The 15,953-nt window shown below is 61.3% G+C and carries 13 protein-coding genes; 6 read left to right on the plus strand and 7 right to left on the minus strand.

The window, feature by feature from the left end; genetic code table 11:
* Positions 1–56 precede the first annotated feature (56 nt).
* Positions 57–2,507 (minus strand): glycogen/starch/alpha-glucan phosphorylase, encoded by a 2,451-nt coding sequence (locus QQ992_RS26155; protein ID WP_286111601.1) that lies wholly within the window; start codon positions 2,505–2,507, stop codon positions 57–59.
* Positions 2,508–2,691: 184 nt separating this feature from the next.
* Here QQ992_RS26155 and QQ992_RS26160 point away from each other — a divergent pair, with 184 nt between their 5' ends.
* On the plus strand, positions 2,692–3,096 hold the full coding sequence (locus QQ992_RS26160; protein WP_016712459.1) for a YkgJ family cysteine cluster protein: 405 nt from the start codon (positions 2,692–2,694) through the stop codon (positions 3,094–3,096).
* Between the two features lie 121 nt (positions 3,097–3,217).
* On the opposite strand, the gene typA is transcribed toward QQ992_RS26160, so the two are convergent.
* Positions 3,218–5,038 (minus strand): translational GTPase TypA, encoded by a 1,821-nt coding sequence (gene typA / locus QQ992_RS26165; protein ID WP_016712460.1) that lies wholly within the window; start codon positions 5,036–5,038, stop codon positions 3,218–3,220.
* A gap of 128 nt (positions 5,039–5,166) precedes the next feature.
* On the minus strand, positions 5,167–6,621 hold the full coding sequence (thiI, locus tag QQ992_RS26170; RefSeq protein WP_286111602.1) for a tRNA uracil 4-sulfurtransferase ThiI: 1,455 nt from the start codon (positions 6,619–6,621) through the stop codon (positions 5,167–5,169).
* A 613-nt stretch (positions 6,622–7,234) separates the two neighbouring features.
* Between thiI and glnA the strand changes: the two genes are divergently transcribed.
* The 3 genes from glnA (at position 7,235) to ntrC (ending at position 11,517) form a co-directional block, all read left to right on the plus strand.
* On the plus strand, positions 7,235–8,641 hold the full coding sequence (glnA, locus tag QQ992_RS26175) for a type I glutamate--ammonia ligase (protein WP_016712462.1): 1,407 nt from the start codon (positions 7,235–7,237) through the stop codon (positions 8,639–8,641).
* Positions 8,642–8,998: 357 nt separating this feature from the next.
* Positions 8,999–10,084 carry a nitrogen regulation protein NR(II) gene (gene glnL, locus QQ992_RS26180; protein ID WP_016712463.1) on the plus strand — a complete coding sequence of 362 codons (1,086 nt, stop codon included), beginning with the start codon at positions 8,999–9,001 and terminating at the stop codon, positions 10,082–10,084.
* Positions 10,081–11,517, plus strand: coding sequence for a nitrogen regulation protein NR(I) (gene ntrC, locus QQ992_RS26185; RefSeq protein WP_016712464.1), 1,437 nt, complete (start codon positions 10,081–10,083; stop codon positions 11,515–11,517). The genes glnL and ntrC overlap by 4 nt, the downstream gene beginning before the upstream one ends.
* Before the next feature lie 447 nt (positions 11,518–11,964).
* Here ntrC and QQ992_RS26190 read toward each other — a convergent pair whose 3' ends face one another.
* Positions 11,965–12,402: a hypothetical protein gene (locus QQ992_RS26190; RefSeq protein ID WP_119371694.1), complete on the minus strand. Its 438-nt coding sequence runs from the start codon at positions 12,400–12,402 to the stop codon at positions 11,965–11,967.
* Here QQ992_RS26190 and trmL point away from each other — a divergent pair.
* Positions 12,401–12,862 carry a tRNA (uridine(34)/cytosine(34)/5-carboxymethylaminomethyluridine(34)-2'-O)-methyltransferase TrmL gene (gene trmL, locus QQ992_RS26195; protein WP_012274606.1) on the plus strand — a complete coding sequence of 154 codons (462 nt, stop codon included), beginning with the start codon at positions 12,401–12,403 and terminating at the stop codon, positions 12,860–12,862. The genes QQ992_RS26190 and trmL overlap by 2 nt on opposite strands.
* Before the next feature lie 64 nt (positions 12,863–12,926).
* On the opposite strand, the gene secB is transcribed toward trmL, so the two are convergent.
* The 3 genes from secB to QQ992_RS26210 are packed head-to-tail and all read right to left on the minus strand — an operon-like array spanning position 12,927 to position 14,121.
* Positions 12,927–13,412 (minus strand): protein-export chaperone SecB, encoded by a 486-nt coding sequence (gene secB, locus QQ992_RS26200; RefSeq protein WP_016712467.1) that lies wholly within the window; start codon positions 13,410–13,412, stop codon positions 12,927–12,929.
* Between the two features lie 39 nt (positions 13,413–13,451).
* Positions 13,452–13,706 (minus strand): glutaredoxin 3, encoded by a 255-nt coding sequence (grxC, locus tag QQ992_RS26205; protein ID WP_003249204.1) that lies wholly within the window; start codon positions 13,704–13,706, stop codon positions 13,452–13,454.
* Between the two features lies 1 nt (position 13,707).
* A complete protein-coding gene (locus QQ992_RS26210) occupies positions 13,708–14,121 on the minus strand; it encodes a rhodanese-like domain-containing protein (RefSeq protein ID WP_019098297.1) in 414 nt (137 codons plus the stop codon).
* A 206-nt stretch (positions 14,122–14,327) separates the two neighbouring features.
* On the opposite strand from QQ992_RS26210, the gene gpmI reads away from it, so the two are divergent.
* Entirely contained in the window at positions 14,328–15,863 is a 1,536-nt protein-coding gene (gene gpmI / locus QQ992_RS26215) for a 2,3-bisphosphoglycerate-independent phosphoglycerate mutase (protein ID WP_286111603.1), read from the plus strand.
* The last annotated feature ends 90 nt before the right edge of the window (positions 15,864–15,953 follow it).

Here is a 15,953-nt window from a genome sequence, read left to right on the forward strand (position 1 = left end):
AGGCCGGTGGTCTGGTTGTGGGCCCATTCGCGGGCACGCCCGCGAATGGCCTCACATCAATCCAAAGCCTTCCAGATCTCGGTGGCATACTCCCGAATGGTCCGGTCCGACGAGAACCATCCCATCCGCGCCGTGTTCAGCACCGCCATGCGCCACCACTCCTGCGGCGTGTGCCACAGTTCCTCGACCCGCCGCTGGGCATCCCAGTAGGCATCGAAGTCGGCGCACACCAGGAAGCGGTCATACGCCACCAGCCCGTCGATCAACCCGGCGTAGCGCGAAGGGTCGTCCGGCGAGAACACACCGCTGCGGATCGCCTGCAGCACGTCATTCAGGCGGTTGGACGCGGCAATCGCCGCACTGGCACCAAAATCACCCGCCTTCTTGCGCGCCTCGACCTGCTGGGCGGTCAGGCCAAAGATGAACATGTTGTCAGCACCCACCTGTTCGCACATCTCCACGTTGGCGCCATCCAGCGTGCCGATGGTCAACGCGCCGTTCAGCCCGAACTTCATGTTGCTGGTACCGGAGGCTTCATAGCCGGCCGTGGAAATCTGCTCGGAAAGGTCTGCCGCCGGGATGATGCTTTCAGCCAGGCTGACGTTGTAGTTGGGCAGGAACACCACCTTCAGCAGGCCACGGACGGTCGGGTCGTTGTTCACCACCCGGGCAATGTCGTTGGCCAGCTTGATGATCAACTTGGCCTGGTGATAACTGGCTGCCGCCTTGCCGGCGAAAATCTTCACCCGCGGCACCCAGTTGGTGCCCGGGTCGTTGCGTATGGCCTGGTACAGCGCCACGGTGTGCAGCAGGTTGAGCAACTGGCGCTTGTACTCGTGGATGCGCTTGACCTGCACGTCGAACAACGCCTCGGGGTTTACCGTGACGCCGATGCGGTCCTGGATGATGCTGGCCAGGGCGCGCTTGCTGTGCAGGCGCTGGGCGGCGAACTGCTTGCGAAAACCGGGTTTGTCGGCAAACGGCACCAGGCCGGCCAGGCGCCCTTCAGGGTCGTCCTTGAGCTCTGGCCCGAGCGCCTCGACCAGCATGTCGGTCAACTGAGGATTGGACTGGTACAACCAGCGGCGGAAGGTAATGCCGTTGGTCTTGTTGTTGATGCGCTGCGGGTAAAGCTTGTGCAGCTCGGAGAACACGGTGCTCTTCATCAACTTGCTGTGCAGCGCCGACACGCCGTTGACGCTGTGCGAGCCAAGAAACGCCAGGTTGCCCATGCGCACGCGGCGGCCGTTGTCTTCCTCGATCAGCGACACGGCGCGCAGCACGTCGAAATCGTGCAGGCCTTTGGCGCGCAGCGAGTCGATATGGTAAGCATTGATGAGGTAGATGATCTGCATGTGCCGGGGCAGCATGCGCTCCATCAGCGCGACTGGCCAGGTTTCCAGGGCTTCGGGCAGCAGCGTGTGGTTGGTGTAGGCGAGCGTGCCGACAGTCAGCTCCCAGGCCTTCTCCCACGGCACTTCATGCTGATCCACCAACAACCGCATCAACTCCGCCACGGCAATCGATGGGTGGGTGTCGTTGAGCTGGATGGCTGCCGCATCGGGCAGGTTGAGCAGGTCTTTGTGCATGTTCAGGTGACGGCGGAGCAAATCCTGCAACGAAGCCGACACGAAGAAGTACTCCTGACGCAGGCGCAGTTCCTGGCCCGCCTCGGTGCTATCCGCCGGGTACAGCACGCGAGAAATGCTCTCGGCCCGCGCCACTTCGGCCACGGCACCCAGGTGGTCGCCCGCATTGAAGCGTTCAAGGTGCAGCTCTTCCAGCGCGCGCGCACGCCACAAGCGCAAGGTATTGACGCTGGACCCACGCCAGCCGACCACGGGCGTGTCATAGGCTACCGCCCGCACTGTCTCACCCGGCGACCAGACCTGGCGCTGCGCACCGTTGCCATCGTGCACCGTTTCGACGCTACCGCCGAAACTGATCGGGTAGATCACCTCGGCACGCTCGAACTCCCAGGGGTTGCCGAAATCCAGCCAGTTTTCGGTCTGCTCCTGCTGCCAGCCATCGACCACGGCCTGACGGAACAGCCCATGCTCGTAACGGATGCCGTAACCATGGGCGGCAATGCCCAAGGTGGACATACTTTCCATGAAGCACGCTGCCAGTCGGCCAAGGCCTCCGTTACCCAGCGCGGCATCGGGTTCGAGCAGGCGGATGCGCTCCAGGTCCACGTCCAACCCTTCCAGTGCATCGCGGGCGATGTCCAGCAGCCCCAGATTGCTCAGGCTGTCGTACAGCAGGCGCCCGATAAGGAATTCCAGGGAGAGGTAGTAGACCCGCTTCTGGCTGCGTCGATAGGCCTGGCGGGTATGGTCCATCCAGTGGTCGACCATGTGATCGCGCGCAGCCAGGGCAATGGCTTCGAACCAGTCGTGGTCGAAGGCGTGCTCCGGGTCCTTGCCGACCGCATAGGTCAGCTTGTTCAGTACGGTGGCGCGAAAATCCGCGACTTCGGCGTCACGTGCTTTGGGTTCCTGGGACATGCGACATCCTCGGGCAAGTTGACGAAAGCGGAGGGAGATTGTTGAGACTAGACCCTTCGACCGGGAGTGACAGTTACGGTTCGCAGTTTTCATGCCGACTCTGCGATTCCGGCAAAAGGTTGTTCATAAATTGAACAATTCCGGTATCATCGCGCGCCCCAAGACCGTGATCCACCCTATAACGATGAAAACGACCCTGATCGCCGCTGCCGAAGTCGACCGCCTGGAGACTTGGCAGCGCTATGCCAGCCACATGTGCGGTGGCTGCCACTCGACCTGTTGCACCCTGCCGGTGGAGGTGAAGATCAAGGATCTGATCCGTATCGGCGTGGTAGACGAGTTCGAAAAAGACGAGCCGCCGAAAAACGTGGCCAAACGCTTGCAGAAGGAAGGCATCATCGAGCGCTTCAACCAGAAGTCGGGCATCTTCACCCTGACCCGGATGAGCAACGATGACTGCATGTATCTGGATCGTAAGAGCCGGCTGTGCACCATTTATGACAAGCGCCCGGATACCTGCCGCAACCACCCCAAGGTCGGGCCGCGGCCGGGGTATTGTGCGTACAAGCCCAAGGTGGTTGGGCGCTGATCGTTAGCCTTTAAGTGCCTCTTCGCGGGCAAGCCCGCGAAGAGGCAGCACAATTCCTGAAGGCATAAAAAAACGCCCCCGGCCTTTCGACCGGGGGCGTTTTCATTCAGCCTGAGCTAACTCAGTTCTTGGCTTTCTTGGCAGCGCGGGTACGCTCGCCTTCGTCCAGGATCTTCTTGCGCAGACGGATCGACTTAGGAGTCACTTCGCACAGCTCGTCATCCTGGATGAATTCCAGGGCCTGTTCCAGGGTGTGGCGAACTGGCGGTACCAGGGCGATGACTTCGTCTTTGCCCGAAGCACGCATGTTGTCGAGCTTCTTGCCTTTGGTCGGGTTCACGCCCAGGTCGTTGTCACGGCTGTTCAGGCCGATGATCTGACCGTTGTAGATCTCCTGACCGTGCTCGACGAACAGCTTGCCGCGCGCCTGCAGGGTTTCCAGCGAGTAGGTCAGCGCCTTGCCGGTTTCGACCGAAACCAGTACGCCGTTCAGGCGGCCGGACATCTGGCCCGACTTCATGGTGTCGTAACGATCGAAGATCGAGGTCAGGATGCCTGCACCGTTGGTCAGGGTCAGGAACTGGTTACGGAAACCGATCAGACCACGGGCTGGAATGTTGTACTCCAGGCGCACACGGCCCTTGCCATCCGGAACCATGTTGGTCAGGTCGCCTTTACGCAGACCCATCTCTTCCATCACCTTGCCCTGGGATTCTTCAGGGATGTCGATGGTGACGTTCTCGAACGGCTCCTGCTTCACGCCGTCCACTTCGCGGATGATGACTTCAGGACGGCCTACAGCCATCTCGAAGCCTTCACGGCGCATGGTTTCGATCAGTACCGACAGGTGCAGCTCACCACGGCCCGATACCTTGAACTTGTCAGGGGAATCGGTTTCCTGAACGCGCAGAGCAACGTTGTACAGCAGCTCCTTGTCCAGACGGTCCTTGATGTTACGGCTGGTGACGAACTTGCCTTCTTTACCGCAGAACGGCGAGTCGTTGACCTGGAAGGTCATGGAAACGGTCGGCTCGTCAACGGTCAGCGGCTTCATCGCTTCTACCGCATCCGGGGCGCACAGGGTGTCGGAGATGAACAGCTCGTCGAAACCGCTGATGCAGACGATGTCGCCAGCCTGGGCTTCTTCAACGTCTACACGGTGCAGGCCGTGGTGGCCCATCAGCTTCAGGATACGGCCGTTACGCTTCTTGCCGTTGGTGTCGATGGCGACAACCGGGGTGTTCGGCTTGACGCGACCACGGGCGATACGGCCAACGCCGATAACGCCGAGGAAGCTGTTGTAGTCCAGAGCGGAGATCTGCATCTGGAACGGGCCGTCACGGTCAACCGACGGTGCAGGTACGTTGTCGACGATCGACTGGTACAGGGCGGTCATGTCTTCGCCCATTTCGGTGTGGTCCAGGCCGGCGATGCCGTTCAGGGCCGAGGCGTAGACGACTTTGAAGTCCAGCTGTTCGTCGGTAGCACCGAGGTTGTCGAACAGGTCGAAGATCTGGTCCAGAACCCAGTCAGGACGCGCGCCCGGGCGGTCAACCTTGTTGATCACGACGATTGGCTTCAGACCGGCTTCGAAGGCCTTCTTGGTCACGAAGCGGGTTTGCGGCATCGGGCCGTCCTGGGCGTCGACCAGCAGCAGCACGGAGTCGACCATCGACATTACACGCTCAACCTCGCCACCGAAGTCGGCGTGGCCGGGGGTGTCGACGATGTTGATGTGGTAGCCGTTCCAGTTGATGGCGGTGTTTTTCGCCAGAATGGTAATACCGCGCTCTTTTTCCTGGTCGTTGGAGTCCATGACGCGCTCGTCGTTGAGCTCGTTACGCTCCAGGGTGCCGGACTGACGCAGGAGTTTGTCGACCAGGGTGGTTTTACCATGGTCAACGTGGGCGATGATGGCGATGTTACGCAGATTTTCGATCACAAGTGTATCTCGATCAGAGGATTCGGTTGCCGCCCAGTGTAGGCGGCCAATATGTACTGTTTAAGGCTCAGCGGGCCCGGCGGTCGGGAGGGCGATGGCGGATACTGCCGCCATACAGCCCCGGCGTCTTATGTCGGACGATAAACACGCACATTGGCATGTCCCTCACTGAGCAGGTGGTGTGCGTGCAAACGGCTCATCACACCCTTGTCGCAATACAGCAAGTACTGGCGCGTAGGGTCCAGGTGCTTGAACTTGCTGTTGATGGCGTAGAACGGCATGGCCTGGACTTCGATACCTTCGAGCGCCAGGGGTTCGTCTTCCTGGGCATCGGGGTGACGAATGTCGATGACGATCTGGCCTGGCAGCGCCTCGGCCACTTCCTCGATTTCGATGTCCTTGCCCAGCTCGTCGATCACATGGTCGATGGAAATGAACTTGGCGCGCTCCAGGGCGCGCTCCAGCACGGCCATGTCGAACTGCTTTTCTTCATGCTCCATGCGGTGACGCTTGGCATGGGTGGTCGGGTTCACCGAGATCACGCCGCAGTATTCTGGCATGTGCTTGGCGAAGTCGGCGGTGCCGATTTCGGTGGCCTGGTCGATGATGTCCTGCTTGTGGCTGGCCAGCAACGGGCGCAGCACCAACTTATCGGTGGCCGAGTCGATGATCGACAGGTTCGGCAGCGTCTGGCTGGACACCTGGGAAATCGCCTCGCCGGTGACCAGCGCGTCGATCTGCAGGCGGTCGGCCATGTGTGCGGCACCGCGCAGCATCATGCGCTTGAGGGTGACGCCCATGTAGCTGTTGTCGACCTTGTTGAGGATCTCGCCGACCACTTCTTCGAACGGCACGCTGATGAACAGCACGCGCTGGCTGCTGCCGTACTTTTTCCACAGGAAGTGGGCCACTTCCATCACGCCCAGCTCGTGGGCACGGCCGCCGAGGTTGAAGAAGCAGAAGTGGGTCATCAGGCCACGGCGCATCATCTGGTAGGCCGCCACGGTGGAGTCGAAGCCACCGGACATCAGCACCAGGGTCTGCTCCAGGGCGCCCAGCGGGTAACCGCCGATGCCGTTGTGCTGGTTGTGGATCACGTACAGGCGCTGGTCGCGGATTTCGATGCGCACCAGTACTTCAGGGTGCTTCAGCTCGATGCCGGCGGCGCCGCATTGCTGGCGCAGCTGGCTGCCGACGTAGCGGTCGACGTCCATCGAGGTGAAGTCATGGTGGCCACCGCGCTTGCAGCGCACGGCGAAGTGCTTGCCGGCCAGCAAGTGGCCGAAGTGGTGCTTGCACTTGGCGACGATGTCGTCGAAGTCACCCAGCGGGTATTCCTCTACCTGCAGGAAGTGGGTGATACCCGGCGTGCAGGTGAGGCGCTCGATCATCTCGCGCTGGACTTTCTCGTCTTCGACGCGGGTGACCACTTCGAGATTGTCCCAGACACCATCGACCGCGAGCTCAGGGTCGAGGTCCTTGAGCACGTTGCGGATGTTCTTGCCGAGCTGGCGGATGAAGCGCTTGCGCACCGGCCGGCTCTTGATGGTGATTTCTGGGAAGACTTTGACGATAAGTTTCATTGGTTAACAGCGCGCGCAGGGCCTGCCGAAAATGAGGGGCGCGAATTATAGCGGAAATTGCTCAGGATTTGACCAACTTTTGATCAGAAGCTTTGAGATAAATGCAAGGCGGGGGTTTTGCGGTGCCCGTGAGATCGAGCGCCGCCCGCGCGGCGCATCGCGAGCAAGCTCGCTCCTACATTTGTTTCGGGCCAGTAACGCCGGTACCAACGCGCGCGACCGCCTTGTTTGATACACACAATGTCGAGATGGACACCAAGGGGCCGCGCGCCTCTACCTCAGGAATAACTGGCCCGAAACAAATGTAGGAGCGAGCTTGCTCGCGATGCGCCGCGCGGGCGGCGCTCGATCGCCCAAGCGCCACACAAATCAAGCCATGCACTTCTTTGGTGCATCGATACCAAGACCCGCATCTTAAGGGTGCATTTTTCGTCGCCAGCCCCGCGCCAAATGCCCGCAAACGCCCCCTTTTATCCCGCCCTCGCCATTTTCGGGCACTGGCATGCAATTTGCTCCCTTGTGAGGCAGGTAAGCTTGGCCGACTATCCGCGCCCGGCAACACCCTTTTTCCAGGGCAGCGGCCCACCGCGCTCTAGACCATCCGGAGGACAACATGTCGAAGTCGGTTCAACTCATCAAAGATCATGACGTCAAGTGGATTGATCTGCGTTTCACGGACACCAAAGGCATTCAGCACCACGTGACCATGCCGTCGCGTGATGCGCTGGACGAGGACTTCTTCGAAGTCGGCAAGATGTTCGACGGTTCCTCCATCGCTGGCTGGAAAGGCATCGAAGCATCCGACATGATCCTGATGCCGGTTGACGAAACCGCCGTGCTGGACCCGTTCACCGAAGAACCAACCCTGATCATCACCTGCGACATCGTCGACCCGTCGAGCATGCAGGGCTACGATCGTGACCCACGCGCAATCGCCAAGCGCGCCGAAGAGTACCTGAAGAGCACCGGCATCGGTGACACCGTATTCGCAGGCCCGGAGCCTGAGTTCTTCATCTTCGACGAAGTGAAGTTCCAGTCGGACATCTCCGGCTCGATGTTCAAGATCTTCTCCGAGCAAGGCTCGTGGATGACCGGTGCTGACGTGGAAGGCGGCAACAAAGGCCACCGTCCAGGCGTGAAAGGCGGCTACTTCCCGGTTCCGCCGTTTGACCACGACCACGAAATCCGTACTGCCATGTGCAACGCACTGGAAGAAATGGGTCAGACCGTTGAAGTTCACCACCACGAAGTGGCGACTGCCGGCCAGAACGAAATCGGCGTCAAGTTCAACACCCTGGTGAAGAAGGCTGACGAAGTACAAGCCCTGAAATACGTCGTGCACAACGTTGCCGACGCTTACGGCCGTACCGCCACCTTCATGCCGAAGCCACTGTACGGCGACAACGGCTCGGGCATGCACGTACACATGTCGATCTGGAAAGACGGCAAGAACACCTTCTCGGGTGAAGGCTATGCCGGCCTGTCCGACACCGCCCTGTACTTCATCGGCGGTATCATCAAGCACGGTAAGGCCCTGAACGGCTTCACCAACCCGTCGACCAACTCGTACAAGCGTCTGGTACCAGGCTTCGAAGCCCCGGTAATGCTGGCCTACTCGGCTCGCAACCGTTCCGCCTCGATCCGTATTCCTTACGTCGGCAGCCCGAAAGCCCGCCGTATCGAAGCACGCTTCCCGGACCCATCGGCCAACCCGTACCTGGCCTTCGCGGCCCTGCTGATGGCTGGCCTGGACGGCATCCAGAACAAGATCCACCCAGGCGATGCTGCCGACAAGAACCTGTACGACCTGCCACCAGAAGAGGCCAAGGACATTCCGCAAGTGTGCGGCAGCCTGAAAGAAGCCCTGGAAGAGCTGGACAAAGGCCGTGCGTTCCTGACCAAGGGCGGCGTGTTCTCCGACGACTTCATCGATGCCTTCATCGAGCTGAAGTCGGAAGAAGAGATCAAGGTCCGTACCTTCGTGCACCCGCTGGAATACGAGCTGTACTACAGCTGCTGATCTGATCGGCGCCTCGCGCCGATGACGTGATCAGGAACGGCCTCCCTCGGGAGGCCGTTTTCGTTTCTGCGCCACACAGGAATCACCTCACCCACGCTATGCTCTATCTTGGTGCACAACAAAGCGCCTTGCCCCTATTTGCTCCCCAATCTGGTTCAAATGAAACGTTTCATCCAGAGTTTCTGATCCGAATTTGCGCAGATACAGGCCTTTATCGGCAAATCCCGCTTCTTTTCGGAGCTTTGGTTTGTTTCTTGCATTTCTAGCAGGCAGAGAGCCTCGCATCGGCGGGGCCACCGCACCTGGCCCTGGCCAAAGCAGTGCCAGGCAAGCGCCAAAAGAGGTCAACGACGCCTTATGACCATCAGCGATGCACAGCACCGTCTGCTTCTGGACAACCTGACCACCGCCACGTTGCTGCTCAATGCCGAGCTGCGCCTGGAGTACATGAACCCGGCCGCAGAAATGCTGCTGGCCGTCAGCGGCCAGCGTAGCCATGGGCAGTTCATCAGCGAGCTGTTCACCGAGTCGACCGAAGCGCTCAGCTCGTTGCGCCAGGCGGTCGAACAGGCGCACCCGTTCACCAAGCGCGAAGCGCAGCTCACCTCGCTGACCGGGCAGACCATCACCGTCGACTACGCGGTAACCCCCATCCTCAACCAGGGCCAGACCCTGCTGTTGCTGGAGGTGCACCCGCGCGACCGGCTGCTGCGCATCACCAAGGAAGAGGCCCAGCTGAGCAAGCAGGAAACCACCAAGATGCTGGTGCGCGGCCTGGCCCACGAAATCAAGAACCCCCTCGGCGGCATCCGTGGCGCGGCGCAGTTGCTGTCACGCGAATTGCCCGAGGAAGGCCTGCGCGACTACACCAACGTGATCATCGAAGAAGCCGACCGCCTGCGCAACCTGGTAGACCGCATGCTCGGCTCGAACAAGCTGCCGTCGCTGGCCATGACCAACATCCACGAAGTGCTGGAGCGGGTCTGCAGCCTGGTCGAGGCCGAAAGCCAGGGTTGCATCACTTTGGTGCGCGATTACGACCCAAGCCTGCCGGACGTGCTGATCGACCGCGAGCAGATGATCCAGGCCGTCCTCAACATCGTGCGTAACGCCATGCAGGCAATCAGTTCGCAGAACGAGCTGCGCCTGGGCCGTATCACCCTGCGCAGCCGCGCCTTGCGCCAGTTCACCATCGGCCATGTGCGCCATCGTCTGGTGGCGCGGGTGGAGATCATCGACAACGGCCCGGGCATCCCGCCGGAACTGCAAGACACCCTCTTCTATCCCATGGTCAGTGGCCGCCCCGACGGTACCGGGCTGGGCCTGGCCATTACCCAGAACATCATCAGCCAGCACCAGGGCCTGATCGAGTGTGAAAGCCACGCAGGCCACACCGCCTTTTCGATCTACCTGCCTCTGGAACAAGGAGCCACCGCCTCATGAGCCGAAGTGAAACCGTATGGATCGTCGACGATGATCGCTCCATCCGCTGGGTACTGGAAAAAGCCCTGCAACAGGAAGGCATGACCACCCAGAGCTTCGACAGCGCAGATGGTGTGATGGGCCGCCTTGCGCGCCAGCAACCGGACGTGATCATTTCCGACATCCGCATGCCGGGTGCCAGCGGCCTCGACCTGCTGGCACAGATTCGCGAGCAGCACCCACGCCTGCCGGTCATCATCATGACCGCTCATTCCGACCTGGACAGCGCCGTGGCGTCTTACCAGGGGGGGGCCTTCGAATACCTGCCCAAGCCGTTCGACGTGGACGAGGCTGTCTCGCTGGTCAAGCGTGCCAACCAGCATGCCCAGGAACAGCAAGGGCTGGACGTGCCACAGAACCTGGCGCGCACACCGGAAATCATCGGCGAAGCACCGGCCATGCAGGAGGTGTTCCGCGCCATCGGTCGCCTCAGCCACTCCAACATCACCGTATTGATCAACGGTGAGTCGGGTACTGGTAAAGAGCTGGTCGCCCATGCGCTGCACCGCCACAGCCCGCGTGCGGCGTCGCCGTTCATTGCCCTGAACATGGCCGCCATCCCCAAGGACTTGATGGAATCCGAACTGTTCGGCCATGAAAAAGGCGCCTTCACTGGTGCCGCCAACCTGCGCCGGGGCCGCTTCGAGCAGGCCGATGGCGGCACGCTGTTCCTCGACGAAATCGGTGACATGCCTGCCGACACCCAGACCCGCCTGCTGCGGGTGCTGGCCGATGGCGAGTTTTATCGCGTTGGCGGCCATGTGCCGGTCAAGGTCGACGTGCGCATCATTGCCGCGACCCACCAGAACCTGGAGTCGCTGGTGCAGGCCGGCAAGTTCCGCGAGGACTTGTTCCACCGCCTGAACGTGATTCGCATCCATATTCCTCGGCTGGCCGACCGCCGCGAGGACATCCCCGCCCTCGCCCGCCATTTCCTCGCCCGTGCTGCTCAGGAATTGGCAGTCGAGCCGAAGATCCTCAAGCCGGAGACCGAAGAGTTCATCCGCAACCTGCCGTGGCCGGGCAACGTGCGGCAGATGGAGAACACTTGCCGCTGGATCACCGTAATGGCCTCCAGCCGCGAGGTGCTGATCGGCGACCTGCCGCCTGAGCTGCTGAACCTGCCGCAGGATGCCGCACCGGTCACCAACTGGGAGCAGGCCTTGCGCCAGTGGGCCGACCAGGCGTTGGCGCGCGGGCAATCGAACCTGCTGGACAGCGCGGTGCCGAGCTTTGAGCGGATCATGATCGAGACGGCGCTCAAGCACACCGCCGGTCGGCGCCGGGATGCCGCGCTGTTGCTGGGTTGGGGGCGTAATACCTTGACCCGCAAGATCAAGGAGCTGGGGATGAATGTGGCAGGCGGTGATGACGAGGAAGGTGACGACCACTGAGTTCTGGGCTAACCCGTAAGATTTCTGGGGCTGCTGCGCAGCCCATCGCGACACAAGGCCGCTCCTACAGGAGAACGCGATCCCTGTAGGAGCGGCCTTGTGTCGCGATGGGCCGCAAAGCGGCCCCAGCCATTTCAGCCCCCGATGCACCGATCCTGTGCCCGATGCACCTCTCGAAGGCACAAATCCCCTCAAAAACCGGCCAAATACCCCTCAAAGCCCAATATTCACGGGCTTTGCAAAATTGGCACGCCCCCTGCAATACCTAACACATACCCAGTTTCGGGGGCCCTGGTACAGGCAGGCCGGGTGAACCCCTCTTTTATTCGCAACACCGCCCGTTTTGGGGACCTCGGTACAGGCAGGCCGGGACATCCCCCCTTTACACGCAACACGCAGTACCCCTTTTGGGGACCCTGGTACAGGCAGGCCGGGATATCCCCTCTTTTATTCGTGCAGTTTCACCTGCACACGCCAGCGCCCAGCGTCCTCTGCACCGGCCCACTCGCCGTGCAGGGGACGCGCGGCCACCACTGTCAGCAACAACCCTTCCTTGCTCTTCTGCACCCGCCAGCTCACCGGCTTCCCCGCCAGGCTCAATTGCCCTTGCTGGGCCTTGCCCTCGGCCTGGAACAGCAACGCAACCGTCCCTTCCACGTTCTCGCCATGCAGCTGCGGTTCTTCGTTGAACCAAAGGTCCAGGCCGTCCTGCACCACCTCCACCTGCTGCAACACCCGCTCTTCGGGCGTTGTCAGGCGACCAATCATCAGCCCGACCATGACGCCAACGATCGCCAGCGACAGCATCATCCGTGGGAAGGCCTTCGAACGCACGTCCGGTTCAGGGGTAGAATGCCCGTCATCTTCACGCTTGGAGCCGTGCATGTTTCACGTCATCCTTTTTCAACCAGAAATTCCGCCGAATACCGGCAACATCATTCGCCTGTGCGCCAACAGCGGCTGCCACCTGCACCTGATCGAACCCATCAGTTTCGAACTGGATGACAAGCGCCTGCGCCGCGCGGGGCTGGACTACCACGAGTATGCCACGCTCAAGCGCCATGAGAGCCTGGCCGGATGCCTGGAAAGCCTGGGCAATCCAAGGCTGTTCGCCTTCACCACCAAGGGCTCGCACCCGTTCCATGAAGTGGCCTATCAGCCGGGCGATGCCTTCCTGTTCGGGCCAGAGAGCCGCGGGTTGCCAGCCGAGGTGCTGGACAGCCTGCCGGCCGAGCAGCGCCTGCGCCTGCCGATGCGGCCGGGGTGCCGTAGCCTGAACCTGTCCAATACCGTGGCGGTGACGGTGTATGAGGCGTGGCGGCAGAATGGGTTTGCCGGGAGCTGACTCATAGGCCGGAACAGGCAACAAAAAAGCGCCCCGAGAGGCGCTTTCTTGATACCGGCAGCTATTACTGCACAGTCGGCGCAGCGCCCGCTTCCTGCATGCGTTGCAGTTCTTGCGCGTACAGGGCGTCGAAGTTGACCGGCGACAGCATCAGGGCCGGGAACGAACCACGGGTCACCAGGCTGTCCAGGGTCTCACGGGCGTACGGGAACAGGATGTTCGGGCAGAACGCACCCAGGGTGTGGCTCATCGAAGCCGCATCCAGGTTGGCGATCAGGAAGATACCGGCCTGCTGTACTTCAGCGATGAACGCCACTTCGTCACCGTTCTTGACGGTAACCGACAGGGTCAGCACCACCTCGTGGAAGTCGCCTTCCAGGGCTTTCTGCTTGGTGTTCAGGTCCAGCGCGACGCTCGGCTCCCAGCTCTGGCGGAAGATCTGCGGGCTTTTCGGGGCTTCGAACGACAGGTCGCGCACGTAGATGCGCTGCAGGGAGAACTGAGGGCTGTTGTCTTCTGCAGCAGCGCCGTTGGTCTGTTGGTCAGTCATGGCAGATCCTTATCCTAATGTTTTTGAATGCAGTGCAAATCAGGCCGCCAGCAGCGCGTCGAGCTTGCCGGCGCGCTCCAGGGCATAGAGGTCATCGCATCCACCGACATGGGTACTGCCGATCCAGATCTGCGGCACCGAGGTGCGGCCGGCCTTCTGGCTCATCTCGGCGCGAACCTGCGGTTTGCCGTCGACCTTGATTTCCTCGAAGGCCACGCCTTTGCTCTCAAGCAGGTACTTGGCGCGCATGCAGTAGGGGCAGTAGTCGCTGGAATAGACGATGACGGGCTTCATATCACTTCACCAGGGGCAGGTTATCGGCTTTCCAGCTGGAAACGCCACCGCTCAGTTTGGCAGCGGTGTAGCCAGCCTTGAGCAGTTCGCGGCAGTGGGTGCCGGACTGCTGGCCCATTGCGTCGACGACGATCAGGGTCTTCTCTTTGTGCTTGTCCAGCTCGCTCATGCGGGTGGCCAGCTTGTCTTGCGGAATGTTGATCGCACCGACGATGTGGCCGGCGGCGTATTCCTTGGCAGTACGGATGTCGACGACCAGGCCCTTGTCGGCATTGACCAGGGCGGTCAGCTGGCCGTTGCTCAGGCTCTGGCCGCCACGGCGGATTTCATTGAGCAGCAGCAGGACCAGCAGAACAACGAAGATCGCAACCAGGATGTAGTGATCTGTCGCGAATTGAATCAGGTGAGCAACCATCAGCGGTGTTCCAGGCGATTGAAAATGCCGGCCAGTATACACAGCCCCCCAGTGCCACCAAAGCCCGACAGGCCGGAGGGAAAGGTACCTTCATGTTGCTACATCGGGCGCGCTGGTCAGGCAACAGGACGAATATTCGCCGCCGGTGGCGGATTTGCCCTAAAATGCGTGTCTTTATCATCTTTGAACAACCGTGAGTTTGATTGATGACGAGTACGCCCAAACCCCTGGTCCTGATCATCCTGGATGGCTTCGGCCACAGCGAAACCCCCGAACACAACGCCATCTTTGCCGCCAATACGCCGGTCTATGATCGCCTGCGCGCCACCCAGCCGCATGGCCTCATTTCCGGTTCGGGCATGGATGTCGGCCTGCCGGACGGGCAGATGGGCAACTCCGAAGTCGGTCACATGAACCTGGGCGCCGGCCGCGTCGTGTACCAGGACTTCACCCGGGTGACCAAGGCCATCCGTGACGGCGAGTTCTTCGAAAACCCCGTGCTCACTGGTGCCGTGGACAAGGCCGCCAGTGCCGGCAAGGCCGTGCACATCCTTGGCCTGTTGTCCGATGGCGGCGTACACAGCCACCAGGACCACTTGGTGGCCATGGCCGAACTGGCCGCGCAGCGCGGTGCAGAAAAAATCTACCTGCACGCCTTCCTCGATGGCCGCGACACCCCACCACGCAGCGCGCAGTCGTCCATCGAACTGCTCGACGCCACCTTCGCCAAGCTGGGCAAGGGCCGCATCGCCAGCCTGATCGGCCGCTACTTCGCCATGGATCGGGATAACCGCTGGGACCGCGTCAGCGCTGCCTACAACCTGATCGTCGACAGCGCCGCCGAATACACCGCCGACACCGCCCTGGCTGGCCTGGAAGCGGCCTACGCACGCGACGAGAGCGACGAGTTCGTCAAGGCCACGCGCATTGGTGAAGCGGTCAAAGTCGAAGACGGCGATGCCGTGATCTTCATGAACTTCCGCGCCGACCGCGCCCGCGAGCTGTCGCGCGTGTTCGTCGAAGCCGACTTCAACGAGTTCCCGCGTGCCCGCCTGCCAAAACTGGCGGCCTACATCGGCCTGACCCAGTACTCGGCCAAGATTCCGGCACCTGCAGCCTTCGCACCGGCCAGCCTGAACAACGTGCTGGGCGAGTACCTGGCAAAGAACGGCAAAACCCAGCTGCGGATTGCCGAAACCGAGAAGTACGCCCACGTCACCTTCTTCTTCTCGGGTGGCCGTGAAGAGCCGTTCGAAGGCGAAGAGCGCATCCTGATTCCATCGCCAAAGGTCGCCACCTATGACCTGCAGCCGGAAATGAACGCGCCGGAAGTGACCGATCGTATCGTCGAAGCCATTGAGCAGCAGCGCTACGACGTGATCGTGGTCAACTACGCCAACGGCGACATGGTTGGCCACACGGGCGTGTTCGAGGCTGCGGTGAAGGCAGTTGAAGCGCTGGATACCTGCGTCGGCCGCATCGTCGAAGCGCTGGCCAAGGTGGACGGCGAAGCGCTGATCACCGCCGACCACGGCAACGTCGAGCAGATGGAAGACGAATGCACCGGCCAGGCGCACACCGCACACACCACCGAGCCGGTGCCGTTCATCTATGTGGGCAAGCGCAACGTGAAAGTGCGTGATGGCGGCGTGCTGGCCGACGTGGCGCCGACCATGCTGAAGCTGCTGGGGCTGGAGAAACCAGTGGAAATGACCGGTACTTCGATCCTGGTCGACGCCTGATTCTGTGCATTGGGGGCCGCTTTGAGCCCCCATGACACATGAATTCCAGACAAACGCCCCTCTGCACCCGCAGCGAGGCGTTTTTTTTGC

Source organism: Pseudomonas kurunegalensis, assembly GCF_030291635.1.
In the GTDB taxonomy this organism is placed as follows: domain Bacteria; phylum Pseudomonadota; class Gammaproteobacteria; order Pseudomonadales; family Pseudomonadaceae; genus Aquipseudomonas; species Aquipseudomonas monteilii.

Coding starts and splice junctions, on each gene's coding strand:
- QQ992_RS26155 (WP_286111601.1), bottom strand. CDS start 2,507: ATGTCCCAGGAACCCAAAGCACGTGACGCCGAAGTCGCGGATTTTCGC.
- QQ992_RS26160 (WP_016712459.1), top strand. CDS start 2,692: ATGAAAACGACCCTGATCGCCGCTGCCGAAGTCGACCGCCTGGAGACT.
- thiI (WP_286111602.1), bottom strand. CDS start 6,621: ATGAAACTTATCGTCAAAGTCTTCCCAGAAATCACCATCAAGAGCCGG.
- glnA (WP_016712462.1), top strand. CDS start 7,235: ATGTCGAAGTCGGTTCAACTCATCAAAGATCATGACGTCAAGTGGATT.
- glnL (WP_016712463.1), top strand. CDS start 8,999: ATGACCATCAGCGATGCACAGCACCGTCTGCTTCTGGACAACCTGACC.
- ntrC (WP_016712464.1), top strand. CDS start 10,081: ATGAGCCGAAGTGAAACCGTATGGATCGTCGACGATGATCGCTCCATC.
- trmL (WP_012274606.1), top strand. CDS start 12,401: ATGTTTCACGTCATCCTTTTTCAACCAGAAATTCCGCCGAATACCGGC.
- QQ992_RS26190 (WP_119371694.1), bottom strand. CDS start 12,402: ATGCACGGCTCCAAGCGTGAAGATGACGGGCATTCTACCCCTGAACCG.
- secB (WP_016712467.1), bottom strand. CDS start 13,412: ATGACTGACCAACAGACCAACGGCGCTGCTGCAGAAGACAACAGCCCT.
- grxC (WP_003249204.1), bottom strand. CDS start 13,706: ATGAAGCCCGTCATCGTCTATTCCAGCGACTACTGCCCCTACTGCATG.
- QQ992_RS26210 (WP_019098297.1), bottom strand. CDS start 14,121: ATGGTTGCTCACCTGATTCAATTCGCGACAGATCACTACATCCTGGTT.
- gpmI (WP_286111603.1), top strand. CDS start 14,328: ATGACGAGTACGCCCAAACCCCTGGTCCTGATCATCCTGGATGGCTTC.